Below are 24990 nucleotides of genomic sequence, written 5' to 3' on the forward strand. Positions count from 1 at the left end.
TACCATGCCTGCACCCATTGAAGACTATGCTCTGATCGGCGACGGCCATACGGCCGCGCTCGTTTCCCGCGCCGGCTCGATCGACTGGCTCTGCTGGCCGCGCTTCGACTCCGGCGCGTGCTTTGCCGCGCTGCTCGGCACCGGGGACAACGGCCGCTGGGTCGTCGCCCCCGTCGTCGACGATGGCGTCGAGATCAAAACCACGCGCCGCTACCGTGGCGAGACGCTGATCCTCGAAACCGATTTCGAGACACCGGATGGCGCCGTCACGCTGATCGACTTCATGCCGCCCGGCAACGGCTGGTCGGAACTCGTTCGCATCGTGGTGGGCCGGCGCGGAACCGTGCGCATGCAGACCGAGCTGGTGCTGCGCTTCGACTACGGCTTTTCGGTGCCGTGGGTGAGCCGTCTCACCTACGAGAGCGGCATCAAGGCGACGGTCGGCCCGGACACCGTCGTGCTGCGCACGCCCGTCGACCTGCAGGGCGAAAACATGCGCACGGTCGCGCAGTTCGAGGTGAAGGAAGGCGAACGCGTGCCGTTCTCGCTGGCCTATGCCGCCTCGCATCTGCGGCTGCCGCCGCCGCGCGATCCGTTCACGGCGCTCGCGCGCACCGAGAACTTCTGGTCCGAGTGGTCCGCGCGCAGCACCGTCGAGGGCCGCTGGGCCGAACCGATCCGCCGCTCGCTCATCACGCTCAAGGCGCTCGCCTACGAGCCCACGGGCGGCATCGTCGCCGCGCCCACCACGTCGCTGCCCGAGCAGCTCGGGGGCACGCGCAACTGGGACTACCGCTATTGCTGGCTGCGCGACGCCACGATCACGCTGCTCGCCATGATGCGCGGGGGCTACTACGACGAGGCGCGCGCCTGGCGCGCATGGCTTGGCCGCGTGATGGCGGGCTCGCCATCGCAGTTGCAGATCATGTACGGCATCGCGGGCGAGCGGCGCCTGCCCGAGTTCGAAGTGGACTGGCTGCCCGGCTACGAAAACTCCGCGCCCGTGCGCATCGGCAACAACGCGGTGGGGCAGTTGCAGCTCGACGTTTATGGCGAAGTGATGAACGCGCTGCACCTCGCGCGCGTGGGCGGGCTGCAGGCCGACGACACGGCGTGGTCGATCCAATGCGCGATGCTCGAACACCTCGAAACCATCTGGACCAAACCCGACGAGGGCATCTGGGAAACGCGCGGCGGCCGCCAGCACTTCACGTTCTCGAAGGTGATGGCCTGGGTGGCGTTCGACCGCGCGGTCAAGTCGGCGGAAAAGTTCGAGCTTCCGGGCCCGCTCGATCACTGGCGCGGGCTGCGCGACACGATCCACGAGACCATCTGCGCGCGCAGCTTCAACACGACGCTCAATACTTTCACGCAGGTCTACGACGGCACCGAGCTCGACGCGAGCCTCCTGCTCATGCCGCTCGTGGGCTTCCTGCCCGCCTCGGACCCGCGTATCGCGGGCACCGTCGCGGCCATCGAGCGCGACCTGATGTGCGAAGGCTTCGTCATGCGCTACCGCACCACCGAATTCAACGACGGCCTGCCGCCCGGCGAAGGCACCTTCCTCGCGTGCAGCTTCTGGATGGTCGACAACCTCGCGCTGCTGGGCCGCATGGACGACGCGCGCCGCATGTACGAGCGGCTCCTCTCGCTCGCGAACGACGTCGGGCTGCTCGCCGAGGAGTACGACCCGATAGCGGGCCGGCTGGTGGGTAATTTCCCGCAGGCGTTCTCGCACGTGGCGCTGGTGCACACGGGACTCAATCTCATGCGCCACGAGCAGGAAATGGCGAAGGAAACGGGCCATCCGCCGTACACGGGCGTGTCGGCGGAATTCGAAACTGTTGCGGCGCCCTGACGCAGCGATCGGCTTTCATGGAGGTGCGTTACACTATGCTTGTTGCGCCGCACAACAATATGGGGTCCGATGTGTTAGACCTCGGTTGCCGGGCGGCGCGAGCCATTTGTCTGATTTTTCCGAAGCGATTTTCCCCCAAACCCGTCGTCCCGATATTGCGCTGCGTAAGCGTTGCGTGCCCCGGTGCGAATCACCCCATGATGCTGGAGCGTCCATGCTCTACCAAATCCGTGAATTTCAGCGCGCTTTGCTGAGCCCGCTGACGGCCTGGGCCCAGGCCGCCTCGAAGTCCTTCTCGAACCCGGCCAGCCCGTTCTCCCTCGTGCCGGGCGCCACCCGCCTCGCCGCCGGCTACGAGCTGATCTACCGGCTCGGCAAGGATTACGAAAAGCCCGAGTTCAACATCCGCCAGATCACGAAAGACGGCTTCAACATTCCCATCGTCGAACAAACAATCGTCGAAAAGCCGTTCTGCCGCCTGTTGCGCTTCAAGCGCTACGCCGACGACAGCCACGCCGTCACCACGCTCAAGGACGAGCCCGCGGTGCTCCTGTGCGCCCCGCTTTCGGGCCACCACTCCACGCTGCTGCGCGACACCGTGCGCACGCTGCTGCAGGACCACAAGGTGTACATCACCGACTGGATCGACGCGCGCATGGTGCCGCTCGAAGCCGGCCCGTTCCACCTCGACGACTACGTCGCGTACATCCAGGAATTCATCCGCCATATCGGCGCGAGGAACCTGCACGTGATCTCGGTGTGCCAGCCCACCGTGCCCGTGCTCGCGGCGATTTCGCTGATGGCGAGCCGCGGCGAGGACACGCCGCTCACGATGACGATGATGGGCGGCCCGATCGACGCGCGCCGCAGCCCCACTTCGGTCAACTCGCTCGCCACCGAGCACTCCCACGAATGGTTTGCGAACAACGTGATCCATCCGGTGCCGGCGAATTATCCGGGCGAGGGGCGCGAGGTGTACCCGGGCTTCCTGCAGCACGCGGGCTTCGTCGCGATGAATCCGAGCCGCCACGCCGCCTCGCACTGGGACTTCTACAAGAGCCTCCTGCGCGGCGACGAAGAGGATGCCGAAGCGCATCGCCAGTTCTACGACGAATACAACGCCGTACTCGACATGGCCGCCGAGTACTACCTGGAGACGATCCAGACCGTGTTCCAGGAGTTCCGCCTCGCGGAGGGCACATGGGACGTGTCCGGCGAGCGCGTGCGCCCGCAGGACATCAGCACCACGGCCCTGCTCACGATCGAAGGCGAGCTCGACGACATTTCGGGCTCGGGCCAGACGCGTGCCGCGCACGACCTCTGCACGGGCATTCCCGAAGCGGACAAGCATCACCTCACCGCCGAAAAGTGCGGCCACTACGGCATCTTCTCGGGCCGCCGCTGGCGCACCATCATCTACCCGCAGTTGCGCGACTTCATTCGCCAGCACCAGAAGGCCAAGCATTCCGCGAGCGAAAACGCCGTCGCCTGAACGCACGCGAGCACGACAACACGCGCGCCGTCATGGACGGCGCGCATGTCGTTTCGGGCCTTGTCTTCGGATCGGATTCCGGCCGCTTCCCCTACACTTCCTGCGCTATTTGCGCATCAGGAAGGCGAGCAGCATCTCCGTATTGAGCTGGATGATCTCGGCGCGTTCGGCGCTTGTGCTGAAGTCGCGCCCGAGCGTTGCGGCGAGCGTAAAGCGGTTCGACACGATGTAATAGCCCATGCCCGAAAGCGTCACGTAAAGGCGCAGCGGGTCCACGTTCGAACGGAACAGCCCTGCCGATTCGCCGCGCGTGAGGATCGCGCCGAGCGTCGCCACGATCGGCGAAATCATCTCGCGAATGCGCGTCGACTTCTGCATGTAGCGTGCTTCATGCAGATTCTCGTTGTTGATGAGGCGCAGGAAATCGGGATGATCCCGGTAGTAGTCCCACACAAAATGCGCGAGCCGTGTCATCGCTTCCACCGGTGCGAGGCCGGCGAGGTCGAGCGTGCCTTCCGCTTCGTTGAGCGCGCAGAACGCGTGCTCGAGCACGGCCGTAAACAACTGCTCCTTGCTGCCGAAGTAGTAATAGAGCATGCGCTCGTTGGTTTCCGCGCGGCGCGCGATCTGGTCGACGCGTGCGCCAAACAGGCCGCCATTGGCGAACTCCTCCGCCGCGGCCAGCAGAATGCGGCGGCGCGTGCCTTCAGGATCTCTTTTGATTTTGGGTTGATTCATGGTGGCAGGATCGCTCGGTAAGCCGCGTGTTCCGGATCACGCCGCCGGACCGCTCCTTGCCCGGTGTTCGCCTTTCGGCGGCAGCGTTGTACGGGGCGCGCCAGGTTAATGGACACCCTTCATCCTACGGTCTTGCGTTCGCTGTTGTTGTATGCAGTCGTTTTTGCCGTATATTGCGCCGCGATGCGGCGCGCTGCGTCGGCGCCCTCTTCCAAAGCCTGTCCCTTTCCCGGCGCCGAAGTCATCAGCTTCGTTCGCGCCGCTGTTCTCCCTTTGTTCTTCCCGCTGTTCGTCTCTTTATTGTTCGAATTAAGCGCTTTGATTATGGCACATGGTCCGCCAATGGCAATGCGGGAAATCGGCGATAATGCGAGCTTTGGCGCCGTGCGCGCGCCCTCCCGCCGCGACGCTCCCGCAGGCGGCGGGCACAGATCCCGGCCTCGCCCGGCCCGCCCCGATGTTGCCACCGTGAACGATTCCAAGACACTCGCAGATCGCATCGAAGATCTGCTGCCCCAGACGCAATGCACGAAGTGCGGCTACGACGGCTGCCGGCCCTATGCCGAAGCCGTCGCCGCCGGCGCCGCGGACTACAACCAGTGCCCGCCCGGCGGCGCGGAAGGCGTGGCGCGCCTTGCCCGCCTGCTCGGCAAACCCGTCATTGCCCTCAATCCGGCCAACGGCGTCGAGCGGCCCCGCCCGGTCGCCTTCATCGACGAGAGCCTGTGCATCGGCTGCACGCTGTGCATGCAGGCCTGCCCCGTCGATGCGATCGTCGGCGCACCCAAACAGATGCACACCATCGTCGAGGACCAGTGCACGGGCTGCGACCTGTGCGTCGCGCCATGCCCGGTCGACTGCATCGCGATGATCCCCGTCACGGGCGACGCAACCGGCTGGGATGCCTGGACCGAACAGCAAGCCGCCGCGGCACGCGTGCGCCACGACCGGCGCCTCGCTCGCCTCGCCGGCGAGCGCGACGCAGCGGTTGCGCGCGCAGCGGCACGGCGGGCCGCAGCCGCCACGGCTACGACGACGGCGTCGTCGGCGGACGCTTCTGCTGCAAGCGCACACCCGCCCGCCGACGACGCCGAAGCGAAGAAGAAAGCGATTATCCAGGCGGCGCTGGAGCGGGCGCGCCGCAAGAAGGCCGAACTGGCCGAACAGGGTCTCGGCCCGCGCAACACGGAAAACGTGAGCTCCGACGTGCAGGCGCAGATCGACGCCGCCGAAGTACGCCGCCGGCGCCTCGGCATCGACGCACCTGCGGGCCGCGACACCGGCGCCACGCATCCGGACAAGAACGACGACACGTTGGCTTAAGCAGACGAAACCACGAACATGAATGCAACCAGGCGCCGGGCAATCTACGAAACGCTGCAAAGCCTCAACCCGCACCCGACCACCGAGCTCGAATACACGACGCCGTTCGAACTCCTGATCGCCGTGATGCTCTCGGCGCAGGCGACCGACGTTTCCGTGAACAAGGCCATGCGCAAGCTGTTTCCCGTGGCGAACACACCGCAGGCACTGCTCGCGCTCGGCGAGGAACGCGTGGCCGACTACATCAAGACCATCGGCCTGTACCGCACGAAAGCGAAGAACGTCATCGCCACCTGCGAAATCCTGCTCGCGCAGTATGACGGCGAAGTCCCGCCGACGCGCGAGGCGCTCGAAGGCTTGCCCGGCGTCGGACGCAAGACCGCGAACGTGGTGCTCAATACGGCATTCGGCCAGCCGACCATCGCCGTCGATACGCACATCTTTCGGGTTGCCAATCGTACCGGGCTCGCGCCTGGCAAGGACGTGCGCGCCGTCGAAACCGCCCTCGAAAAGTTCACGCCGCCCGAGTTTCGCCAGGACGCGCACCACTGGCTGATCCTGCACGGCCGCTACGTCTGCAAGGCGCGCCGGCCCGAGTGCTGGCACTGCGTGATCGAGCCGCTATGCGAATTCAGGCCGAAAACGCCGCCGCCCGAGCTGTGAGCGGGGCCGGCGCGTGCGCGCCGCGCGGCGTAAAATGAGCGCTCGCGCCACAGATAGCCACACGTAGCCCCACACGAGATGTTCAATCCCAGCCGCGACGAAGTCCGCCGCTTTTTCACCGAGACCTGGCGCAAGCAGCGCGCGGGCGAAATCCTGACCCCGCTCGAAGCGATCGCCGCCGACTGGATCGTCGAGCATCCCGAGTACCATGCCGAACTCGCCGATGCCGAGGCGGCCTCCGCGCAGGACTATTCGCCCGAACGCGGCCAGAGCAACCCCTTCCTGCATCTGTCGATGCACCTTGCAATCAGCGAACAGCTGTCGATCGACCAGCCGCCCGGCATCCGCGCGGCGCACGACCGGCTTGCCGCGCGGCTCGGCTCCACGCATGACGCGCAGCACGCGATCATGGAATGTCTCGGCGAAACGATCTGGGAAGCGCAGCGCACCAACACCCCGCCCGACACGGACGCCTATCTCGCACGCATCGAACGCCGCGCCTCGCGCGACTAGGCGCACCCTCCCGGACGGTCCCGCCGAACTCTCCGGATACCCGGCATGCATGAAAAACCCCGCGAACGCCCCGCCCTGCCGGCGGGACCCTCGCGGGGTCTTGTCCTCGCACGCTGCGCGGCATGGGCCGCGCAGCGCATCACTTCTTGTCGACCAGATTGCCCTGGAGCGATTCGATGTACGCGGCCAGGTCCTTCATGTCGTTCTGCGAGAGGCTCTGCACCTGCGCCTGCATGATCGGATTGTTGCGGCCCAGATGCGGGTTGCCGGTGCCCATCTGGTACTGGCGCAGCGCCCAGTAGATGTAGTCCGCATGCTGGCCCGCGAGTTTCGGATATTCCGGGCTCACCGGGTTGTTCAGGCCGACGCCGTGGCAGGCGGCGCAATTGTGGCTGTCGGCGAGCACCTTGCCGTTGGCCGCGTCGGCCGCGTATGCGGGATGCAATGCAACGGCCGCGGCCAGCGCGGCGGCGCATGCGGCGCCTTTCGCAAACGCGTGGGCAAAGACAGACTGCGCGGCCTGGGTGGGCTTGTTCATGAATTTTCCTCTTCCGTGCATACCCGGTCAGGTGCCGGTTACTTGTCGGGATTGTTCTTCGAGCTGGCCGTCTGCGACGAGTAATAAGCAGCGATATCGGCGATGTCCTGATCGGACAGCGAAGCGGCAATGGCGTGCATGGTCTCGAAGTGGCGATCGCCCTTCTTGTAGGCGTGCAGCGCGTTTGCGAGGTATTGAGCGTTCTGGCCGCCGAGGATCGGCACGTGGTAAACCTCGGGATAGGCAGTGCGATAGTCGGGAATACCATGACACCCGATACACATCGCGACTTTGCCCTGACCTGCCGTCGCATTGCCCACGACATCCGCATACGCCGTGGACGCCGCCGTGGCCGCGAACGCCGCCAGCACCGTCAACGCCGTGCTCACGACGTGCCTGCCGACAATTTTTTTCATAGCACTCAACCTGGCTCAAGTGGCTTAAGGGGACTCGAACGCCCGAACCGCAAGCCGCGACCTGCGCCGTGCCTGCGCCGTTTGTACCGCCTGTACCGCCGTTCTCACTGCCGTTTGTACTTTTGCGTCGCCGTGCCGGGCGAAAAAAATCGAACCGATTGTACCGCGCCCCCGCGCCGGCCGTCCACACGGCGCGCCACGCGCGGCCGGCCGGCCCGCCCCCGCCGGTCTCCCCGGGTGGCCTTACCATACGCGAGGCGTCTCCGACGCGACACCCCATCTGACTTATACTGGGATTTTTTTCAGTGGGCGGTCTCCACCATGTGCGCCACGCGTTTCGAAGGCTCATCGCAGTACGTCGCCACCGACGACCTCAAGCTCGCGGTCAATGCCGCGATCACGCTCAAGCGCCCGTTGCTGATCAAGGGTGAGCCCGGCACCGGCAAGACCATGCTGGCCGAAGAAGTCGCCGCCGCGCTGAACATGCCGCTCATGCAGTGGCACATCAAATCGACGACGAAGGCGCAACAGGGCCTCTACGAATACGACGCGGTCTCGCGCCTGCGCGACTCGCAGCTTGGCGACGAGCGCGTGAAGGACATCCGCAACTACATCGTTAAGGGCGTGCTGTGGCAGGCGTTCGAGTCGGACGAGCAAAGCGTGCTGCTGATCGACGAGATCGACAAGGCCGACATCGAGTTCCCGAACGACCTGCTGCGCGAGCTCGACCGCATGGAGTTCTACGTGTACGAGACGCGCGAGCTCATCAAGGCGAAGCAGCGCCCGCTCGTGATCATCACGTCGAACAACGAGAAGGAGCTGCCCGACGCCTTCCTGCGCCGCTGCTTCTTCCACTACATCACGTTCCCCGACCCTTCCACGATGCAGCAGATCGTGGAGGTGCACTATCCGGGCATCCGCAAGGAGTTGCTGAACGCGGCGCTCTCGAGCTTCTTCGAACTGCGCAGCGTCGCGGGGCTGAAGAAGAAGCCGTCCACGTCGGAACTGCTCGACTGGCTGAAGCTGCTGCTCGCCGAGGACATTCCGCCCGACGCGCTGCGCGCGGCCGACGGCCAGAAGTCCATGCCGCCGCTCGCGGGTGCGCTGCTCAAGAACGAGCAGGACATGACGCTGTTCGAGCGCCTCATCTACATGAACCGCCACAACCGCTGAAGCGCCGCGCGCGCCCGGAGGCCCCGCATGCTGATCGACTTCTTCTACACGCTGCGCGACGCGAAGCTGCCGGTTTCCGTGAAGGAGTACCTCACGCTCGTCGAAGCGCTCAAGGAGCGCGTGATCGCGCCGTCGCTCGACGACTTCTACTACCTCGCGCGCATGACGCTCGTGAAAGACGAGCAATACTTCGACCGCTTCGACCAGGCCTTCGGCGCGTATTTTCGCGGCATCGAGAAGAAGTCGGAGCTGGCGTTCGAGATCCCCGAGGACTGGCTCAAGAAGCGTCTCGAACGCGATTTCACGCCCGAGCAGCGCGCGCAGATCGAGGCGATGGGCGGTCTCGACAAGCTGATGGAGCGCCTGAAGGAACTGTTCGAAGAGCAGAAGGAGCGCCACGAAGGCGGCAGCAAGTGGATCGGCACGGGCGGCACCTCGCCGTTCGGCAACGGCGGCTATAACCCCGAGGGCATCCGCATCGGCGGCGAAGGCGGCCAGCGCAGCGCCGTGAAGGTATGGGACGCGCGCGCCTATCGCGACTACGACGATCAGGTCGAGATCGGCACGCGCAACATCAAGGTCGCGCTGCGGCGGCTGCGCCGCTTCGCGCGCGAGGGCGCCGTGGAAGAGCTCGATCTCCCCGGCACGATCCGCAGCACCGCCGCCAACGCGGGCTGGCTCGACCTCAAGATGGTCCCGGAGCGCCACAACAACGTGAAGGTGCTGATGCTGCTCGACGTAGGCGGCTCGATGGACGACCATATCCGGCGCACCGAAGAGCTCTTTTCGGCCGCGAAGGCCGAGTTCAAGCACCTCGAGTTCTACTACTTCCACAACTGCGTCTACGACTACCTGTGGAAGAACAACCGCCGCCGCCACGCCGAGCGCACGCCCACCTGGGACCTGCTGCACAAGTTCACGCCCGACTACAAGCTGATCTTCGTCGGCGACGCCACGATGAGCCCCTACGAAGTGCTGCAGCCGGGCGGCTCGGTCGAATACAACAACCCCGAGGCCGGCGCCGTGTGGCTGCGCCGCCTCGCCGACCACTTCCCGCACTTCGCGTGGCTCAATCCCGAACCGGAGCGGCTGTGGGAATACCGCCAGTCGGTGTCGGTCATTCGCGAGATTCTCGGCCACCGCATGTACCCGCTCACCCTCGCCGGGCTCGAAACGGCCATGCGCACGCTCAGCAAGTAAGGGCGCACCAAACGCACCACCGGGCACCACCCAGGCGCCGCCAGGCACCATCACGACAACAACGCATCAAGAGGAGATTCACCGCATGACCGCGCCTTCGTCGCCCGACCTTCAGGCTCTCCGGCCGGGACCGCTGCGGCCCTTCGCCGACACTTCGGTGTCCGCAGTGGTCGCCGGCTTCGTCGCGATGATGACGGGCTACACGAGTTCGCTCGTGCTGATGTTCCAGGCCGGCCAGGCCGCCCATCTCACCGAAGCGCAGATTTCCTCGTGGATCTGGGCGCTTTCCATCGGCATGGCCGTGTGCACCATCGGCCTCTCCCTGTGGTTCCGCGCCCCCATCGTGGTCGCGTGGTCCACGCCGGGCGCCGCGCTCCTGATCGCTTCGCTGCCGCACGTGCCGTACGCCGAAGCCATCGGCGCCTACCTCGTCTGCGCGCTGCTGCTCACGGCGGTCGGCCTTACGGGCTGGTTCGACTCGCTCATGAAGCGCATTCCCGGCGGCATCGCCGCCGCGCTGCTCGCGGGCATCCTGTTCGAGATCGGCATCGAGATCTTCCACGCCGCGCAGGTCCAGACGCCGCTCGTGCTCACGATGTTCTTCGCCTACCTCGTCTTCAAGCGCACCGTGCCCCGCTATGCGATCGTCGCGACGCTTGGGGTGGGCATCGCCGCCGCCGCCGCGCTCGGGCTGCTCGACTTCAGCCATTTCCGCGTGGCCGTCGCGAAGCCCGTCTTCACGATGCCCGTTTTCTCCGTGGCCGCGGTCGTCAGCATCGGCATTCCGCTCTTCGTCGTGGCCATGGCCTCGCAGAACGTGCCCGGCATCGCCGTGCTGCGCGCCGACGGCTACGACCACAAGGTCGCACCCTCCTCGCCCCTCATCGCCACGACCGGCATCGCTTCGCTCGTGCTCGCGCCGTTCGGCTCGCACGGCGTGAACCTCGCCGCCATCACCGCGGCGATCTGCACCGGCCCGCACGCGCACGAGGATCGCGCGAAGCGCTATATGGCGGCCGTCTGGTGCGGCGTGTTCTATCTGATCGCCGGCACGTTCGGCGCGACCATCGCCGCGCTCTTCGCCGCGTTCCCGAAAGCGCTCGTCGTCTCGATCGCGGCGCTCGCGCTGTTCGGCTCGATCATGAGCGGCCTCACCAACGCGATGCAGGACCCGAAGCAGCGCGAGGCCGCGCTCGTCACCTTCATGGTGACCGCCTCGGGGCTCACGCTGCTTTCGATCGGCGCGGCGTTCTGGGGGCTCGTCGCAGGCGTCCTCACGCAGGTCGTGCTGAACGCGCGCCGAGCCTGATCGCGCCTCTGCAGACGGCAGGACACAGGCCCGGTCGCGCAACATCCCAACGTCTGCCGATCCGCCATAAAATGGCAGATGTGCGCCGCGCCCCGTGCGCGGCCAGGGCGCCGTCCACTACCCAGGTGCGCCGTATGCGACTAAGCACCGGGGGCGGCGGCGCAGCAGCGCCCCTTCGCGTTTCGCCCGGGCGCCTTCGGGCGTCCGGCCGTTCAACACCAACCGACACGGCGCGAGAGCGCCCTCAAGGCCTGACATGACTACCGCACTCGATCAGCTCAAGCAGTACACCACCGTCGTCGCCGACACGGGCGACTTCCAGCAGCTCGCGCAGTACAAGCCGCAGGACGCAACGACGAACCCGTCGCTGATTCTCAAGGCCGTGCAGAAGGCCGAATACCGTCCGCTGCTCGAAAAAACCGTGCGCGATCACTCGGGCGAGTCGGTCGAATCGATCATCGACCACCTGCTGATCGCCTTCGGCACCGAGATTCTGAAGATCATCCCGGGCCGCGTCTCGACCGAAGTGGACGCACGTCTCTCGTTCGACACGAAGAAGTCGATCGAAAAAGCGCACCACATCATCGACCTCTACAAGGCGGCCGGCATTGCGCGCGAGCGCGTGCTGATCAAGCTCGCTTCGACGTGGGAAGGCATTCGCGCAGCCGAAGTGCTGCAGAAGGAAGGCATCCGCTGCAACATGACGCTGCTCTTCTCGCTCGCGCAGGCAGCCGCGTGCGCAGAGGCCGGCGCGCAACTGATCTCGCCGTTCGTCGGCCGCATCTACGACTGGTACAAGAAGGCCGCGGGCCCGAACTGGGACGAAGCGAAGGACGGCGGCGCGAACGATCCGGGCGTGCAGTCGGTGCGCCGCATCTACGCTTACTACAAGAAGTTCGGCTACAAGACCGAGGTGATGGGCGCGAGCTTCCGCACCACGAGCCAGATCGTCGAGCTCGCGGGCTGCGACCTGCTCACAATCAGCCCCGACCTGCTGCAGAAGCTGCAGGACAGCACGGAGAAGATCGAGCGCAAGCTTTCGCCCGAAGCGTTCAAGGACCAGCAGATCGCGCGCGTGCCGGTGGACGAGTCCTCGTTCCGCTTCCTCGTGAACGACGAAGCCATGGCGACCGAGAAGCTCGCCGAAGGCATCCGCGCCTTCGCCGCCGACGCCGTGAAGCTCGAAAAGCTGATCGAAGAGCTGCGCGCGCACTGACGCGCCTCGCGCAGGGCCTCGCCTTCGTGCGGCCCTGCGCAAATTCCAGTCCCACCTGCGCTCTCGCAAACCCTGGCGACACCAGGGAACGCCGACTCGCCCCGGCGGCTCCTAGAATCAGGGCAGCGGCTCATCCGGGCCGCGCTATCCGGCTCCGCCTCCGGCCGCGGGTCCAGCCGGCCGGTCATCTGCTCCGCAAGGAAACCGACGATGCAAATCCAGCCCTACCTCTCCTACAACGGCGCCTGCGACGAGGCGATCGCGTTCTACGGCGAAGCGCTTGGCGCGAAGGAACTGTTCAAGATGCGCTTCAAGGATGCGCCTCCCGACCCGGCGCGGCCGATGCCGCCCGAGCTGGCCGACAAGGTCATGCACGCGACGCTCCAGATCGGCGATGCGCAGCTCATGATGTCCGACGGCGGCTGCATGACCGGGCACGACAAGTTTCAGGGCTTCAGCGTTTCGCTGACCGCACCCGACGCCGGCACCGCCGAACGCTACTTCAACGCGCTCGCCAAGGGCGGCCAGGTGACGATGCCGTTCCAGAAGACCTTCTGGTCGCTCGGCTTCGGCATGCTGACCGACCGCTTCGGCGTGCCGTGGATGGTCAGCGCGCCGCCGCAGGAGGCTCCCGCCGCCTGACGAACGCCGGCGACGCCTGGCGTGTTTTCCTCGCAGTTTCTCCGCGCAGTTTCCTTGCGGTTGGCAAACGAAGCGCGCCTCATGCCACGTGGTGCATCGAGGCGCGCTCGATATTCCAGCGCGGCTCCATTTCGAGCAGCAGCGCGCGCAGCGCCGCAACCTGCTCCTCCACTCGCTGGCCGAGCCAGTATGGCCCCTGTAATTCCGGTGCGAGCGGGCCCGCCGTGAGCGGTAGCGGGGTAAGCTCGCCACCTGCCTCGTCCGCAAGGCCCGCTGGCGCGACGGCCGGCTCCGCGCGCAGCGCCCGCGCGGCCGCCTCCGGATGGCGCCCGCCGCCAAAGCGCAAGGCCCGCGCCGTCGCCAGCAACGCGCCCCGCACGCCGGCGCCGCCCTCCGCAAACGCCGCGCGCACGCTCTGCTGCTCGCAGTGCTCCATCCCTGTCGACATCATTTCGAGCGCGCTCAAGAGTGCGCGGTGCAGACGCTGAACCTGCTCCAGCCGCGCGACGGGCACGTCGATCTCCCTCGCCACCGAAGGCATCAGCGCACGCAACTGCACGAGCCGCCCGTTCAGGCGCATGAACGTGCGCACCGGCTCGTCGGGGTCCGCGTGCTCGCCGTGCACCACCTGGACGTAAAGGCGCGCGCAGTCGCGCAGGTTGTCGGCGAGCCGGTAGCGCCACGAGTACGTAGCGTGCAGCGGCAAGGCGAACGAGAACGCCAGCGCGATCACGATGCCCACCATCACGTTCAGCGTGCGCCAGAGGCCCGTGTCGATCAGGTTGTCGCCGTGGCCCGCGACGATACACATCGTGATCGCGGTAAGGAGCGCAACATAGCCGGGCTTGCCGATGGCGTACCACGCGCAGACGCCCGCGACGATCGACATCAGCGCGTAGGTGAGCCAGAGCGAATGCGTGAAGCCCTGCACGACGATCAGCGCGAGACCGATACCCGCGCCGAGCAGCGTGCCGAGCGAGCGCTCGGCCGCCTTCTTGCGGATGTTGCCGTGATGCTGCAGCCCGCCGATCACCACGAGCACGGTGACCGACGACCAGATGCCGTGCGGAATGTCGATACCGGTGCTCGCGAGAATCGAGGCCAGCATCGCGAGGCCCACGCGCACGCTATGGATCATGCGCGCGTTGCGATAGCGGTAGTACGGCGAGGCGAGCGAGCGCCACAGCCGCGCGAGCCGCGAGCGGCCGCGGCGCGGCGGCGTGGCGCCGATGACGGCGGTTTCGGGTTCGGATCGGGCCATGGTGCGCGCGGACAGCCGCTTACGTTCGAGCCGGCTCAGTTCTCGACGACGTCGAGATAATCCTCCGGACGCGTGCGGTCCTCTCCCTTGCGCACGCCAAGCGCATGCACGAGCGCGGAAACGACGATGGCCACGACGAGGTTCACGATCAGCGACCAGACCGCCGCGTAGCCCGGCACGGCCATGCCGAACAGATGCACGACGAAGATCGAGCCCTTGAGGTCCAGCGAAATCGCCATCCAGGTGCCGGTAGCGATACCGGCAAGCCAGCCGAGCAGAAGGCCGCGCCAGTCGAGCATGCGCGTATACAGACCGAGCACGATGGCCGGCAGCGTCTGGATGATCCAGATGCCGCCCAGGAGCTGCAACTGGATCGCGTACGTGAGCGGCAACCCGAGGATGAACGCCACCGCACCCACCTTCACGATCAGCGAGACCATCTTGGCGATGTTGGTCTCCTGCTCGTTCGTCATGTTGCGGTTGATGAACTCCTTGTGGATGTTGCGCGTATACAGGTTCGCGGCGGCAATCGACATGATCGCTGCGGGCACGAGCGCGCCGATGCCGATGGCGGCGAACGCCACACCCACGAACCACGGCGGGAAGAAATGCAGGAACAGCGCCGGCACCGCGAAGTTCGGGCCGAAGGCCTTGAAGTACGGCGCGTACTCCGGCATGTCCTTCACGCCCGAGGCGAGGGCCATGAAGCCGAGCAGCGCGAGCAGGCCGAGCACGAGCGAGTACGCGGGCAGCATCGCCATGTTGCGGCGGATCGTATTGCCCGACGACGACGAGAGAACGGCCGTGATCGAATGCGGATAGAGGAACAGCGCGAGCGCCGAACCGACCGCGAGCGTGGCGTAGGCGCTGTAGCCGTTGAGGCTCGATGCATCGGGGGCCTTGAGCAGGAGCTTCGCGGGCGGCACCGCGCCGAAGATGTAGCTGAAGCCGCCCATCTGCGCGGGAATCACGATGATCGCGGCAGCGATCGTGATATAGATGAGCAGATCCTTCACGACGGCGATCATCGCCGGCGCGCGCAGGCCCGAAGTGTAGGTGTACGCGGCGAGGATCGCGAACGCGATGATGAGCGGCAGGTCGCCGACGAAACCGGTCGTATCGAAGCCGAGCGCGCCGATCACCACCTCGATGCCCACGAGCTGCAGCGCGATGTACGGCATGGTCGCGACGATGCCCGTCACGGCAATGGCGAGCGCGAGCGTGCGGCTGCCGTAGCGCGCGCTGACGAAGTCCGCCGATGTGACATAACGATGACGCTTCGCGATGGCCCAGAGCTTCGGGAACACGACGAACGCGAACGGATAGATGAGGATCGTGTAAGGCAGCGCGAAGAAGCCCGTTGCGCCCGCGCCGAACACGAGCGCGGGAACGGCGACGAAGGTATAGGCGGTGTAGAGATCGCCGCCGAGCAGGAACCACGTGACGACGGTGCCGAAGCGGCGGCCGCCGAGACCCCACTCGTCGAGATGGGCGAGGTCGCCCTTACGCCAGTGCGCGGCAACGAAGCCGAGTATGGTGACGCCGATGAAGAACAGAACGAAGACGAAGGTCGCGGTCAGGTTCATCGCGCGCCCCCTGCGTGGCCTTTGCTGCGGTTCTTCGTCCGGTTCTTTGTCTTGTGATAGACGAGCGCCGTAATGCAGGCGCTGATCAGAACCCAGGCCAGCTGGTACCAGTAGAAGAACGGGAAATCCCACAGCGTGGGCTCGACCTTGTTGTACGACGGCACCCAGATCATGGCGATCCAGGGCAAGAGCAGCAACCAGAGCCAGTGTTTGCTGCTCTTGCCGGCGTCGGCGTCGTTAGCCATGACGTCTCCTCTTTCCTTATCGTGTCGCGCGAGCCGCCCAGTGGGGCGGATCCTGGCCCGGCAGGCGGGTGGCCGGCCAGGTCCCCGAAAACGACAAAGAGAGTATAGAGCGCACGGCGCCGGGTCAAGCCGGGGGGATCCCAATCCGGGAGCCTCCCGAGGGACGATCTCAGATCGAGAACGTCTCGCCCTTCTGGCCGCTCGCTTCGCGCAGGGCCTTCACCCACTGATGCGCGGGCAGGCCGAGGCGGGTTTCCAGCACACGCGCGCGCTTGTCGAGCGTGGCCCACGTGACCTCGAGCGTCGGGCCCGAGAACGCAACGGCGATGCGGTTGCCGTCGTGCACCTCGGGCAGCGCGATCACGCGGCCCTCGAACGCTTCATTCAGACGCTTCATGTTGCGCACGAAGCTCGGGTGATCGCCGAACAGGTTGATCGTCGCGATGCCCGCATCCGTCAGGCACGCGCGCGCGGCGCGATAGAACGCGACGCTGTCGAGCACCGGGCCGCGCGCCGTCGCGTCGTAAACGTCGATCTGCAGCGCGCCGATCGTGCCGTGGTTCGCGCGGTCGTTCACGAAGTCCCATGCGTCGAGCTCGCGTACGGCAAGGCGCGCGTCGTCGGGCGGCAACTCGAACATCGTGCGGGCGGCCACCACCACGGCCGGATTCAGCTCGATCGCCTCGACCTTCGCGGGACGCAGATACTGATGCGCGAACTTCGTGAGCGCCGCGGCGCCGAGGCCGAGTTGCACGATGCGCTTCGGCGTCGCGAGGAACAGCAGCCACGCCATCATCTGCTGCGCGTATTCGAGTTCGATATGATGCGGCTTCTTCAGGCGCATCGCACCCTGCACCCACTCGGTGCCGAAGTGCAGATAGCGCACGCCGCTCTCTTCCGAGAACGTCACGGGCGCGAAACGCGGCTTGCGCGGCGCTTCGATGAGCGGCGCGTGTTCGAGGTCTTCGGCGGCGCGGCGCGCACGAGCGGCGTTCTTCGCGGCCTTGTCGACCTTCACGCGCGGCGCGGCTGCGGAATCGGCGTTGCGGGCGGTGCGAAATGCGCGCGCTTCAGCCGAGGCGCGTTTGATCAAAGTCGTCATGAAAATTCTTCTTGCTGGATAGGCAAATTAGCGGGCGGACGAGAGCATAGCATTCGCAGCGGCTCATACCGGCGCAAAGCGGCATCGACGGAACTGGCGACCGGCTCGCTCAGTTGCACGCCGTCGCGGAGCCAACGGTGTTGCAATGATGCACGCTCCAGTGGCTCTCGCCTGTGAGCCCCGCGCCTGCATTCGTTCCGTCGATTGCCGGCACGCCTTCTTTCAGCGCAATGGGGTCGATCTTCGCGGGCCGGAAATGCATGTCCACCCGCGAGACATGCAGGGAGGGCGGTACGGCCGGCAGAGGCGAAGCGGCGTCGATCGCGCGCCGGGCGGCTTCGTCCCATTCGTCGCTGCCGCTCGTGCCGGCCAGCGCCACCGAGGTAATCGCGCCGTCCGGCGCGACGCGGATTGTGACGACTGCCACGGGGTCGCCGGTCAGCTTGCGGCTCCGTGCGTGCAGATTGCTTTCGATCTTGCAGGCCACGTAGCGTCGCCATTGCGGCGCGCTCAGCGTGGTTTCGGTCGGTGCCGCGAAGCCGGGCGTCGCAACGTAGGCGAGGCAGCGCTGTGTCACTTGCTCGGGCGTGAGCCAATGGTGAGGACCCGTCGACGATGCCTCTTCGGATGCGCAGGCACCCAGCGTCAGTGCGAGTGCGGCTGGGACAGCGGTTAGAAGCCGGCGTTTCCCGTTCACTGTCGTCTCCTCTCCCCGGGGATCGTTGTGCGTGCAGCAACGCATGCCACAGCATGCTAACGCGGCGGCGCAGGCCTCGCAAATAGCAGGCTCGGCGAAACGTCATATATCCGGTGGCCGACTTCCCGCCTGCTTCGACCAAAAGAAAAATACGGAGCACGGCGCCGCAGGGTTCGGCATTCATGAAAACAAGCATTCCTGACGACTTCATGGCCGTCTCCCTGCAGCCTGCACGTCAACCCTGCGCGCGGTCATGTCTTTTGCGCACATCTCTTGCGATTATACACAAATAGGTATAAATTAGTCGATGAAACAGGACATCCAACCCCTCTACTGGCTCGGCACTGCGCGCAAGGACTTGAAAGCGATGCCCGAATCGGTACAAGACACGTTCGGCTATGCATTGCATCTGGCCCAAACGGGACGAAAGCATGATCGGGCGAAGCCGTTGAAGGGCTCCGGATCGGCTGGCGTACTCGAAGTGGTCGAGTGGGCGGAGAGCGGCACGTACCGCGCCGTCTACACGGTGAAGCTGGGTAATGCCGTATACGTGCTGCACTGTTTCCAGAAGAAATCTCGTTACGGCATCGTGACACCCAAGCCCGACATGGACCTGGTTCGCGAGCGTATCAAGGCAGCCGAAGCGCATGCGAAAGGAGAAGTGAAATGATCGAAATCGAACGCGGCAGCGACAATGTCTATGCCGATCTGGATATCCCCAACGCCGACGAAATGCTCGTCAAGGCGCAGCTCGCCACCAAGATCCGGGAGATCATCCACGCGCGGAAATGGACTCAGCAGCAGGCCGCAAGGGTGCTGGGCATGACGCAACCCAAGCTCTCGAACATGCTGCGCGGGCAGTTTCGCGGCGTGAGCGAAACGAAGATGCTGGAATGTCTTGCGAAGCTCGGGCGCGATGTGCGCATCGTCGTTGGCCCGGACCGTCATTCGGAAGCCGAAGGACATATCGAGGTCGTATTCGCCGCCTGACTGCGTAGTCCGAAGTGCGGGCCGAGGCACGCCCCTAAACGCCCCTAAACGTAACCCTAAGCGCGCGCCGGCGCGAGCCACCTGCGCAATTCCTCCCACACACGCAGCTTTCCGGCATAAGGCACGGCCGCATAGGCCGGACTGCTCGAAGGCAGTCTGACGAAATCGAGCGGCCTGCCGCATTCCGCCAGCGCCAGCATGCCGAGCCTGGCCGCCGTGCCACCGTTGAACGCCACCGCCGCGAGATTCGGCAGCGAGGTCACGAGCGCCGCAAGATCGTTCGCGGCGTGATCGCGAATCCGGCTGTCGAGACTGCCTTCGCGACGCGCCTCTGCAATGACGTCCCACAAGCCGACGCGATGCGCGAGCAACGCCTGGAGTCGCTGCGCGTATTCCATTGCCGGCAGGTCCTCGCCGATCACGTCGCCGATCAAATGCCAGAAGCGGTTCTGCTTGTGCGCGTAATACTGCTGCTGCGCGAGCGACGCTTCGCCCGGCAGGCTGCCGAGGATCAGTACGCGCGTCTCGTCGTCGACGACGGGCGGAAAGGAGCGTTTGAACGTCATGGGCAAAAAGCCGCGCAAATTCAGCGCGGCACAGGATGCTCGCGTTGCGCTGCATGCGCACGCGAAGCGGTATGGTCGAGCGGGCCGCGTTCGCGCCCCAGATGGACGGCGCGCGTACCGCTCGCGGCGACGCCGTCCAGGTGCAGCCACAGCGCGGGCAGCATGCATTCCGTCACGAGCAAAGGCGCGCCGTGCCGCTCGAACACCGAACGCCGGGCAAAGAATGCGTGCGGTGCATGCCCCGCCGTCTGCCGCGCCGCGAGGTCATGCAGCGGATGCCGCGCACTGACGCGCCGGCTCACGAGCGCCGAGCGCGCCACGCCGCTATCGCTGTAGAGCAGTTCCGCGAGCGGCCGCGTGCGCAGGCTGCGCATGGCCTGCCAGACGCCGTGGCTCGCGGCGAGTGGCGTTGCGCTGTGCGCGGCCACGAACGGCACTCCATCCACCACGAGCGCGATTTCGCGCACCCATGCCCGCTCGCGCGGCGCGAGTCCGAGCGCCGCGCGCTCGTCGGGCCAGGGCAGGTCGACCGCTTCGCGCGTCACGCGCACCTCCACCTGGCCTAACGTACGCAGATGCGCGGTCAGCGACCCCCCGCGGGTGAGCCAGTCTTTCTGATTGGAACTGAAGGCCGGCAAGGGCGCGACGCGCCAGTGCGCGTCGGCGGCATCGAATCGAATGGACATGGCGCGCATTATAGGCCCCGCCCCAAACGCGGCGCCCGCTCGCGCGCAAAAGAAAACCCCTCGGGGCACAGCATGCCGCAAGGGGTTGAGAGAGTCCTACGCCGAGCGGGCCGACTGCATGGCGGCCTTGTCCATCAACGCGCGAGCAGCAGCGCGTTCGTGCGCTTGACGAAGCTCGCCGGATCTTCCAGCGCACCGCCTTCGGCCAGCAGCGCCTGATCGAAGAGCAGATGGCACCAGTCGGCAAAATCGGCGCGGTCCGCCGAAAGCGCCTTCACGAGCGGATGTTCCGGGTTCACTTCGAGAATCGGATGGAACTCGGGCGCATTCTGGCCCGCCGCCTTCAGCATGCGCTGCAGGTAACCGCTCATTTCGCCCTCGTCGGCTACGAGGCACGAGGGCGAATCGGTGAGGCGGAACGTGAGGCGCACGTCCTTCGCCTTGTCCTTGAGCGCTTCCTTCATCTTTTCGACGAGCGGCTTGAGGTCTTCGCTCACCTTCTCCTGCTGCTGCTTTTCTTCGTCGTTGAGCGCACCCAGGTCGAGGTCGCCGCGCGCCACGCTCGCAAGCGGCTTGCCTTCGAACTCGGTGAGGAACGAGAGCATCCATTCGTCCACGCGGTCGGTGAGGAGCAGCACTTCCACGCCCTTCTTGCGGAACACTTCGAGATGCGGACTGTGTGTCGCCGCCTGCCACGTGTCCGCCGTGACGTAGTAGATCTTCGTCTGCTCGGGCTTCATGCGCGCAACGTAGTCGGCGAGCGAAACGCTCTGCTCGGCCGTGTCGTTGTGCGTGGACGCGAAGCGCGCAAGCTTCGCCACGCGTTCGCGATTGGCATGATCCTCGCCAATGCCTTCCTTGAGCACCTGGCCGAACTCCGTCCAGAACGTCTTGTACTTCGCCTTGTCCTCTTCCTTCGCTTCGGCGTCGGTTTGCGCCGAAGCCAGCTCTTCGAGCATCGAGAGCACGCGCTTGGTCACGCCGTCGCGAATCGCCTTGACGTCGCGGCTTTCCTGCAGGATTTCACGCGAGACGTTGAGCGGCAGGTCGCTCGAATCCACCACGCCCTTCACGAAGCGCAGGTAGTTCGGCAGCAACTGCTCGGCATCGTCCATGATGAAGACGCGCTTCACGTAGAGCTTCAGGCCGCTCTTGTGATCGCGGTTCCACAGGTCGAACGGCGCATGCGCGGGCACGTAGAGCAGCTGCGTGTACTCGCTGCGGCCCTCCACGCGGTTATGCGTCCACGCGAGCGGATTCTCGTGGTCGTGCGCGAGATGCTGGTAGAACTGCTGGTACTGCTCGTCGCTGATGTCGTTCTTCGCGCGCGTCCACAGCGCGCTCGCCTGGTTGATGGTCTCGTACTCGTCCTTCGTGACCATCTCGCTCTTTTCGGCGTCCCATTCTTCCTGCTTCATCTCGATGGGCAGGCCGACGTGATCCGAATACTTCTGGATGATCGATTTGATCTTCCATGCGGAGAGCAATTCGTCCTCGCCCTCGCGCAGATGCAGCGTGATCGTCGTGCCGCGCTGGGCGCGCTCGATCGTCTCGACCGAGAAGTCGCCCTCGCCCGCGCTTTCCCAGCGCACGCCCTGCGCGGCCGAGAGGCCGGCGCGGCGGGTCTCGACGGTGATCTTGTCCGCGACGATGAAGCCCGAATAGAAGCCCACGCCGAACTGGCCGATCAGCGCCGCGTCCTTCTGCTGGTCGCCGGAGAGCTTGCCGAAGAACTCCTTCGTGCCCGAGCGCGCGATCGTGCCGAGATTCGAAACGGCTTCGTCGTGGCTCATGCCGATGCCGTTGTCGTCGATCGTGATCGTGCGCGCGGCCTTGTCAAAACCCACGCGGATACGCAGGTTCGGATCGTTCTCATAGAGCGCGCTGTTCTCGATCGCCTCGAAACGCAGCTTGTCCGCTGCGTCCGACGCGTTGGAGATCAGTTCGCGCAGGAAGATTTCCTTGTTGCTGTAAAGCGAATGGATCATCAGATGCAGAAGCTGCTTCACTTCCGCCTGGAAGCTCATCGTTTCCTGGGCCATAAGGTCCTCGTTCGTGGTTTCGTTGCAATGCGGATGGGATGGCTTTCGCGCCGTCTATGGCGCGCCGACCGCGCAGATGGGGACGGCCCGGCGACTTTCAAGGGCCGGTGCCCGTGCCGCGGCGCGCCACGCCGTCCAGGTAGCTCGCGAGAAACGCGGACAGCGCCGGATCGCCGCAGTTGGCCACGTTAAAGCGCATCCACGTGGTGGGCGACTGGTGCGGGGAGAAGAGGCTGCCCGGCGTGAGCAAAAAACCCGCTTCATGACCGGCGGCGGAGAGCGCATCGGCGTCGACGCCGGTATCGGCCCAGAGGAACATGCCGGCTCCCGGCGCCACGAACAGGCGCATGCCCGTGCGCTCCAGCATCCGCGCGGCCTTGTCGCGCACGCCGTCGAGGCGCGCGCGCAGGCGCTCCACATGGCGCCGGTAGTGGCCTTCGGTCAGCACCCGGTAGACCACGCGCTCGTTCAGCTCGGGGCTCGTCATGCCGACGAGCATCTTCTGGTCGGTCACCGCCTGGGTGACGTCGAGCCGCGACGCGATGAATCCCACCCGCAGATTGGGCGCGAGCGTCTTCGAAAAGCTGCCGAGGTAGATCACGCGGCGCAACTGGTCGAGGCTCGCGAGACGCGTGGCGGGATAGCCCGGCGGGCAAAGATCGCCATAGATGTCGTCTTCGACGACGATGAAATCGTACTGCTCGGCCAGACGCAGGATGCGAAACGCCTGCGCGGCCGTGAGCGACGTGCCGGTGGGGTTCTGCAGCACGGAGTTGATGACGAGCATCTTCGGCCGCCACGTCTCGACCAGCGCCTCCAGCGCGTCCAGATCCGGCCCTTCCGGGGTGTAGGGCATGCCCACGAGCCGTGCGCCCTGCGAGGCGAAGCGCCCGAACATCTGGAACCAGGCCGGATCGCCCACCACCACGGTGTCGCCCGCCTCCACGTAGAGGCGGGCGAGCAGGTCGATGGCCTGGGTGACGCCGGAGACCAGCACGATCTGGTCGGGCGAGGCGCCGATCTCGAGCTCGGCGAGGCGCGTCTGCAACTGCTGGCGCAGCGGCAGGAAACCCTGCGGCGAGCCGAAGCCGAGCATCTGCGTGCCGCTCTGGCGCCCGAGCGAACGCAGCGCCCCCGTAATCAGATCGCCTTCCAGCCAGCGCGCGGGCAGGTAGCCCAGTCCGGGCTTCTTCTCGGGATTCACCGACGAGTGCAGCATGTTGCGCAGCAGCCAGACCACGTCGAGCGTGGGTGGAGGCGGCGGCGCAGCCGGTTCGGGTGCGCCGTTGACCGCACCGCTGCCGGCGGCGGCGCGCCGCTCGACCGAAGCCACCGTGGCAAGCCGCTCGCGCACGTAAAATCCGGAGCCGCGCCGCGAATCGAGATAGCCCTGCGCGACGAGGCGCTCGTAGGCCTCGACGACCGTGAAGCGCGACACGCCCTTGTCGAGCGCGAGCTTGCGGATCGACGGCATGCGCATACCGGGACGGAACACGCGCTCCTCGATGCGGCGGCGGCCCCACTGCACGAGCTGGTCGACGAGGGTGAGCGTGGCCGCGTCGTGCGGCGCCGGAATCTGGTCGAGCGGAACGGAGGACATGGCGGCTCCAAACTGTACCGAACACTATCGGACCGATTGTACCGTTACTGTCAGCGTCCATACCGGTACATTTATCGGCGTGCGTACCGGTAAGGATCCGGTCGAAACCCCGTCGGGCTCGTGGTCTTCGGCCCGTCGCCTGTATCCGTGCCCGGCGGCCCTCCATACCGAACACCCATAATGAAAGCACGCGAAACCCAGGGCATGCTGCTCGGCCTCGTCGGCGTCGTGATCTTCAGCCTCACGCTGCCGATGACGCGCATCGTCGTCCTCGAATTCCACCCGCTGCTCAACGGCCTCGGGCGCGCCCTCGTTGCGTCCGTACCGGCTGCCGCCCTGCTCGCCTGGCGCCGCGAAAAGCGGCCCACCTGGCCGCAGGTGAAGAGCCTCGCCGTGGTCTCCCTCGGCGTGATCGTGGCCTACCCCGTGTTCTCCGCGTGGGCCATGAAGAGCGTGCCCGCCTCGCATGGCGCAATCGTCAACGGCCTGCAGCCGCTCGCCGTCGCCATCTATGCCGCCTGGCTCTCGCACGAGCGGCCCTCGAAGGCGTTCTGGGCCAGCGCGCTCGCAGGCAGCGCACTCGTCATCGCGTTCGCGCTGCAGGCGGGCGGCGGCTCGCTCCATGCCGGTGACGCGTGGATGCTCGTCGCGGTCGGCCTCGGCGCGCTCGGCTATGCCGAAGGCGCGCGCCTCGCGCGGCAACTCGGCGGCTGGCAGGTGATCTGCTGGGCGCTCGTGCTCTCGGCGCCGTTTCTCGCGCTGCCGGTCGGCTGGCTCGCCTGGGAACACCATCTCGCGCATCCCGGCCCCGTCGCGCTCAAGACCTGGCTCGCATTCGGCTATGTCACGCTGTTCTCGCAGTTCATCGGCTTCTTCGCCTGGTACGCGGGCCTCGCCATGGGCGGCACCGCGCGCGTGGGCCAGGTGCAGTTGCTGCAGATCTTCTTCACGATGGCGTTCTCGGTACTGCTGTTCGGCGAGCAGGTGGCCCCTTCGGCGTGGCTCTACGCGGCGGCCGTGATTCTCACCGTGATGCTGGGCCGCCGCGCCGCGATCCAGACCGCGCCGCAGCCCGTACGGGCCGCTTGACGGCGGATAAGGGCCGTCCTGCGAGACGCGTCATATTCGAAAATT

At 66.0% G+C, this 24990-nt stretch carries 25 protein-coding genes; 13 read left to right on the forward strand and 12 right to left on the reverse strand.

Annotated elements, in window-relative coordinates:
• The first annotated feature begins 4 nt into the window (after window positions 1-4).
• Complete coding sequence (locus tag WJ542_RS16075) at window positions 5-1858, forward strand: glycoside hydrolase family 15 protein (protein ID WP_411190201.1); 1854 nt, start codon at window positions 5-7, stop codon at window positions 1856-1858.
• 214 nt (window positions 1859-2072) lie between these two features.
• A complete protein-coding gene (locus WJ542_RS16080) occupies window positions 2073-3350 on the forward strand; it encodes a polyhydroxyalkanoate depolymerase (RefSeq protein ID WP_411190203.1) in 1278 nt (425 codons plus the stop codon).
• A 105-nt stretch (window positions 3351-3455) separates the two neighbouring features.
• On the opposite strand, the gene WJ542_RS16085 is transcribed toward WJ542_RS16080, so the two are convergent.
• Window positions 3456-4088 carry a TetR family transcriptional regulator gene (locus WJ542_RS16085; RefSeq protein WP_411190205.1) on the reverse strand — a complete coding sequence of 211 codons (633 nt, stop codon included), beginning with the start codon at window positions 4086-4088 and terminating at the stop codon, window positions 3456-3458.
• Between the two features lie 468 nt (window positions 4089-4556).
• Here WJ542_RS16085 and rsxB point away from each other — a divergent pair, with 468 nt between their 5' ends.
• From rsxB to WJ542_RS16100, 3 genes are all read left to right on the forward strand, one after another.
• Complete coding sequence (gene rsxB, locus WJ542_RS16090) at window positions 4557-5411, forward strand: electron transport complex subunit RsxB (protein ID WP_411190586.1); 855 nt, start codon at window positions 4557-4559, stop codon at window positions 5409-5411.
• 18 nt (window positions 5412-5429) lie between these two features.
• Window positions 5430-6074, forward strand: a complete 645-nt coding sequence (gene nth / locus WJ542_RS16095; RefSeq protein WP_411190207.1) for an endonuclease III — start codon at window positions 5430-5432, stop codon at window positions 6072-6074.
• A 78-nt stretch (window positions 6075-6152) separates the two neighbouring features.
• On the forward strand, window positions 6153-6587 hold the full coding sequence (locus tag WJ542_RS16100) for a DUF1841 family protein (RefSeq protein ID WP_411190209.1): 435 nt from the start codon (window positions 6153-6155) through the stop codon (window positions 6585-6587).
• A 139-nt stretch (window positions 6588-6726) separates the two neighbouring features.
• Here the strand turns inward: WJ542_RS16100 and WJ542_RS16105 are convergent, their stop codons facing one another.
• A complete protein-coding gene (locus WJ542_RS16105; protein ID WP_411190211.1) occupies window positions 6727-7125 on the reverse strand; it encodes a c-type cytochrome in 399 nt (132 codons plus the stop codon).
• A 38-nt stretch (window positions 7126-7163) separates the two neighbouring features.
• Complete coding sequence (locus WJ542_RS16110; RefSeq protein WP_411190213.1) at window positions 7164-7541, reverse strand: c-type cytochrome; 378 nt, start codon at window positions 7539-7541, stop codon at window positions 7164-7166.
• A 321-nt stretch (window positions 7542-7862) separates the two neighbouring features.
• Here WJ542_RS16110 and WJ542_RS16115 point away from each other — a divergent pair, with 321 nt between their 5' ends.
• The 5 genes from WJ542_RS16115 to WJ542_RS16135 all read left to right on the forward strand — a co-directional run bounded on the left by WJ542_RS16115 (window position 7863) and on the right by WJ542_RS16135 (window position 13081).
• Entirely contained in the window at window positions 7863-8714 is an 852-nt protein-coding gene (locus WJ542_RS16115; protein WP_411190215.1) for an AAA family ATPase, read from the forward strand.
• Between the two features lie 27 nt (window positions 8715-8741).
• Window positions 8742-9914, forward strand: coding sequence for a vWA domain-containing protein (locus WJ542_RS16120; protein ID WP_411190217.1), 1173 nt, complete (start codon window positions 8742-8744; stop codon window positions 9912-9914).
• Window positions 9915-9999: 85 nt separating this feature from the next.
• Window positions 10000-11223 carry a benzoate/H(+) symporter BenE family transporter gene (locus tag WJ542_RS16125; RefSeq protein WP_411190219.1) on the forward strand — a complete coding sequence of 408 codons (1224 nt, stop codon included), beginning with the start codon at window positions 10000-10002 and terminating at the stop codon, window positions 11221-11223.
• A gap of 256 nt (window positions 11224-11479) precedes the next feature.
• Entirely contained in the window at window positions 11480-12439 is a 960-nt protein-coding gene (tal, locus tag WJ542_RS16130; RefSeq protein ID WP_411190221.1) for a transaldolase, read from the forward strand.
• Window positions 12440-12649: 210 nt separating this feature from the next.
• Window positions 12650-13081, forward strand: a complete 432-nt coding sequence (locus tag WJ542_RS16135; RefSeq protein ID WP_411190223.1) for a VOC family protein — start codon at window positions 12650-12652, stop codon at window positions 13079-13081.
• Between the two features lie 79 nt (window positions 13082-13160).
• Here WJ542_RS16135 and WJ542_RS16140 read toward each other — a convergent pair whose 3' ends face one another.
• The 5 genes from WJ542_RS16140 to WJ542_RS16160 all read right to left on the reverse strand — a co-directional run bounded on the left by WJ542_RS16140 (window position 13161) and on the right by WJ542_RS16160 (window position 17972).
• Complete coding sequence (locus WJ542_RS16140) at window positions 13161-14342, reverse strand: FUSC family protein (RefSeq protein WP_411190225.1); 1182 nt, start codon at window positions 14340-14342, stop codon at window positions 13161-13163.
• A gap of 35 nt (window positions 14343-14377) precedes the next feature.
• Window positions 14378-15928: a monocarboxylate uptake permease MctP gene (gene mctP, locus WJ542_RS16145; protein ID WP_411190227.1), complete on the reverse strand. Its 1551-nt coding sequence runs from the start codon at window positions 15926-15928 to the stop codon at window positions 14378-14380.
• Window positions 15925-16173, reverse strand: a complete 249-nt coding sequence (locus WJ542_RS16150) for a DUF3311 domain-containing protein (RefSeq protein WP_411190229.1) — start codon at window positions 16171-16173, stop codon at window positions 15925-15927. Before WJ542_RS16150 ends, mctP begins: the two co-directional genes overlap by 4 nt.
• Window positions 16174-16342: 169 nt before the next feature.
• On the reverse strand, window positions 16343-17275 hold the full coding sequence (locus WJ542_RS16155) for a class I SAM-dependent methyltransferase (protein WP_411190231.1): 933 nt from the start codon (window positions 17273-17275) through the stop codon (window positions 16343-16345).
• Window positions 17276-17384: 109 nt separating this feature from the next.
• On the reverse strand, window positions 17385-17972 hold the full coding sequence (locus WJ542_RS16160; protein ID WP_411190232.1) for an energy transducer TonB: 588 nt from the start codon (window positions 17970-17972) through the stop codon (window positions 17385-17387).
• A gap of 307 nt (window positions 17973-18279) precedes the next feature.
• On the opposite strand from WJ542_RS16160, the gene WJ542_RS16165 reads away from it, so the two are divergent.
• A complete protein-coding gene (locus WJ542_RS16165; protein WP_411190234.1) occupies window positions 18280-18642 on the forward strand; it encodes a type II toxin-antitoxin system RelE/ParE family toxin in 363 nt (120 codons plus the stop codon).
• Window positions 18639-18962 carry a helix-turn-helix domain-containing protein gene (locus WJ542_RS16170; RefSeq protein WP_411190236.1) on the forward strand — a complete coding sequence of 108 codons (324 nt, stop codon included), beginning with the start codon at window positions 18639-18641 and terminating at the stop codon, window positions 18960-18962. Before WJ542_RS16165 ends, WJ542_RS16170 begins: the two co-directional genes overlap by 4 nt.
• A 56-nt stretch (window positions 18963-19018) precedes the next feature.
• Here WJ542_RS16170 and WJ542_RS16175 read toward each other — a convergent pair whose 3' ends face one another.
• From WJ542_RS16175 to WJ542_RS16190, 4 genes are all read right to left on the reverse strand, one after another.
• Window positions 19019-19528 carry a DNA-deoxyinosine glycosylase gene (locus WJ542_RS16175; protein WP_411190238.1) on the reverse strand — a complete coding sequence of 170 codons (510 nt, stop codon included), beginning with the start codon at window positions 19526-19528 and terminating at the stop codon, window positions 19019-19021.
• A gap of 20 nt (window positions 19529-19548) precedes the next feature.
• Window positions 19549-20214, reverse strand: coding sequence for a chorismate--pyruvate lyase family protein (locus WJ542_RS16180; protein WP_411190240.1), 666 nt, complete (start codon window positions 20212-20214; stop codon window positions 19549-19551).
• A 134-nt stretch (window positions 20215-20348) separates the two neighbouring features.
• Window positions 20349-22256 carry a molecular chaperone HtpG gene (gene htpG, locus WJ542_RS16185; RefSeq protein WP_411190241.1) on the reverse strand — a complete coding sequence of 636 codons (1908 nt, stop codon included), beginning with the start codon at window positions 22254-22256 and terminating at the stop codon, window positions 20349-20351.
• Between the two features lie 97 nt (window positions 22257-22353).
• On the reverse strand, window positions 22354-23856 hold the full coding sequence (locus tag WJ542_RS16190; RefSeq protein WP_411190243.1) for an aminotransferase-like domain-containing protein: 1503 nt from the start codon (window positions 23854-23856) through the stop codon (window positions 22354-22356).
• A gap of 180 nt (window positions 23857-24036) precedes the next feature.
• Here WJ542_RS16190 and WJ542_RS16195 point away from each other — a divergent pair, with 180 nt between their 5' ends.
• The gene (locus WJ542_RS16195) at window positions 24037-24945 is read left to right on the forward strand and encodes a DMT family transporter (RefSeq protein WP_411190245.1); all 909 of its coding nucleotides are present in this window, start codon (window positions 24037-24039) and stop codon (window positions 24943-24945) included.
• Window positions 24946-24990 lie beyond the last annotated feature (45 nt).

The sequence above is a fragment of the Paraburkholderia yinzeri genome (genome assembly GCF_046581065.1).
Lineage (GTDB): Bacteria > Pseudomonadota > Gammaproteobacteria > Burkholderiales > Burkholderiaceae > Paraburkholderia.

Coding starts and splice junctions, on each gene's coding strand:
- WJ542_RS16155 (WP_411190231.1), bottom strand. CDS start 17,275: ATGACGACTTTGATCAAACGCGCCTCGGCTGAAGCGCGCGCATTTCGC.
- WJ542_RS16180 (WP_411190240.1), bottom strand. CDS start 20,214: ATGTCCATTCGATTCGATGCCGCCGACGCGCACTGGCGCGTCGCGCCC.
- WJ542_RS16075 (WP_411190201.1), top strand. CDS start 5: ATGCCTGCACCCATTGAAGACTATGCTCTGATCGGCGACGGCCATACG.
- WJ542_RS16085 (WP_411190205.1), bottom strand. CDS start 4,088: ATGAATCAACCCAAAATCAAAAGAGATCCTGAAGGCACGCGCCGCCGC.
- nth (WP_411190207.1), top strand. CDS start 5,430: ATGAATGCAACCAGGCGCCGGGCAATCTACGAAACGCTGCAAAGCCTC.
- WJ542_RS16105 (WP_411190211.1), bottom strand. CDS start 7,125: ATGAACAAGCCCACCCAGGCCGCGCAGTCTGTCTTTGCCCACGCGTTT.
- mctP (WP_411190227.1), bottom strand. CDS start 15,928: ATGAACCTGACCGCGACCTTCGTCTTCGTTCTGTTCTTCATCGGCGTC.
- WJ542_RS16170 (WP_411190236.1), top strand. CDS start 18,639: ATGATCGAAATCGAACGCGGCAGCGACAATGTCTATGCCGATCTGGAT.
- WJ542_RS16140 (WP_411190225.1), bottom strand. CDS start 14,342: ATGGCCCGATCCGAACCCGAAACCGCCGTCATCGGCGCCACGCCGCCG.
- WJ542_RS16175 (WP_411190238.1), bottom strand. CDS start 19,528: ATGACGTTCAAACGCTCCTTTCCGCCCGTCGTCGACGACGAGACGCGC.
- WJ542_RS16150 (WP_411190229.1), bottom strand. CDS start 16,173: ATGGCTAACGACGCCGACGCCGGCAAGAGCAGCAAACACTGGCTCTGG.
- WJ542_RS16080 (WP_411190203.1), top strand. CDS start 2,073: ATGCTCTACCAAATCCGTGAATTTCAGCGCGCTTTGCTGAGCCCGCTG.
- htpG (WP_411190241.1), bottom strand. CDS start 22,256: ATGGCCCAGGAAACGATGAGCTTCCAGGCGGAAGTGAAGCAGCTTCTG.
- tal (WP_411190221.1), top strand. CDS start 11,480: ATGACTACCGCACTCGATCAGCTCAAGCAGTACACCACCGTCGTCGCC.
- WJ542_RS16100 (WP_411190209.1), top strand. CDS start 6,153: ATGTTCAATCCCAGCCGCGACGAAGTCCGCCGCTTTTTCACCGAGACC.
- WJ542_RS16165 (WP_411190234.1), top strand. CDS start 18,280: ATGAAACAGGACATCCAACCCCTCTACTGGCTCGGCACTGCGCGCAAG.
- WJ542_RS16115 (WP_411190215.1), top strand. CDS start 7,863: ATGTGCGCCACGCGTTTCGAAGGCTCATCGCAGTACGTCGCCACCGAC.
- WJ542_RS16135 (WP_411190223.1), top strand. CDS start 12,650: ATGCAAATCCAGCCCTACCTCTCCTACAACGGCGCCTGCGACGAGGCG.
- WJ542_RS16120 (WP_411190217.1), top strand. CDS start 8,742: ATGCTGATCGACTTCTTCTACACGCTGCGCGACGCGAAGCTGCCGGTT.
- WJ542_RS16125 (WP_411190219.1), top strand. CDS start 10,000: ATGACCGCGCCTTCGTCGCCCGACCTTCAGGCTCTCCGGCCGGGACCG.
- WJ542_RS16110 (WP_411190213.1), bottom strand. CDS start 7,541: ATGAAAAAAATTGTCGGCAGGCACGTCGTGAGCACGGCGTTGACGGTG.
- WJ542_RS16195 (WP_411190245.1), top strand. CDS start 24,037: ATGAAAGCACGCGAAACCCAGGGCATGCTGCTCGGCCTCGTCGGCGTC.
- WJ542_RS16190 (WP_411190243.1), bottom strand. CDS start 23,856: ATGTCCTCCGTTCCGCTCGACCAGATTCCGGCGCCGCACGACGCGGCC.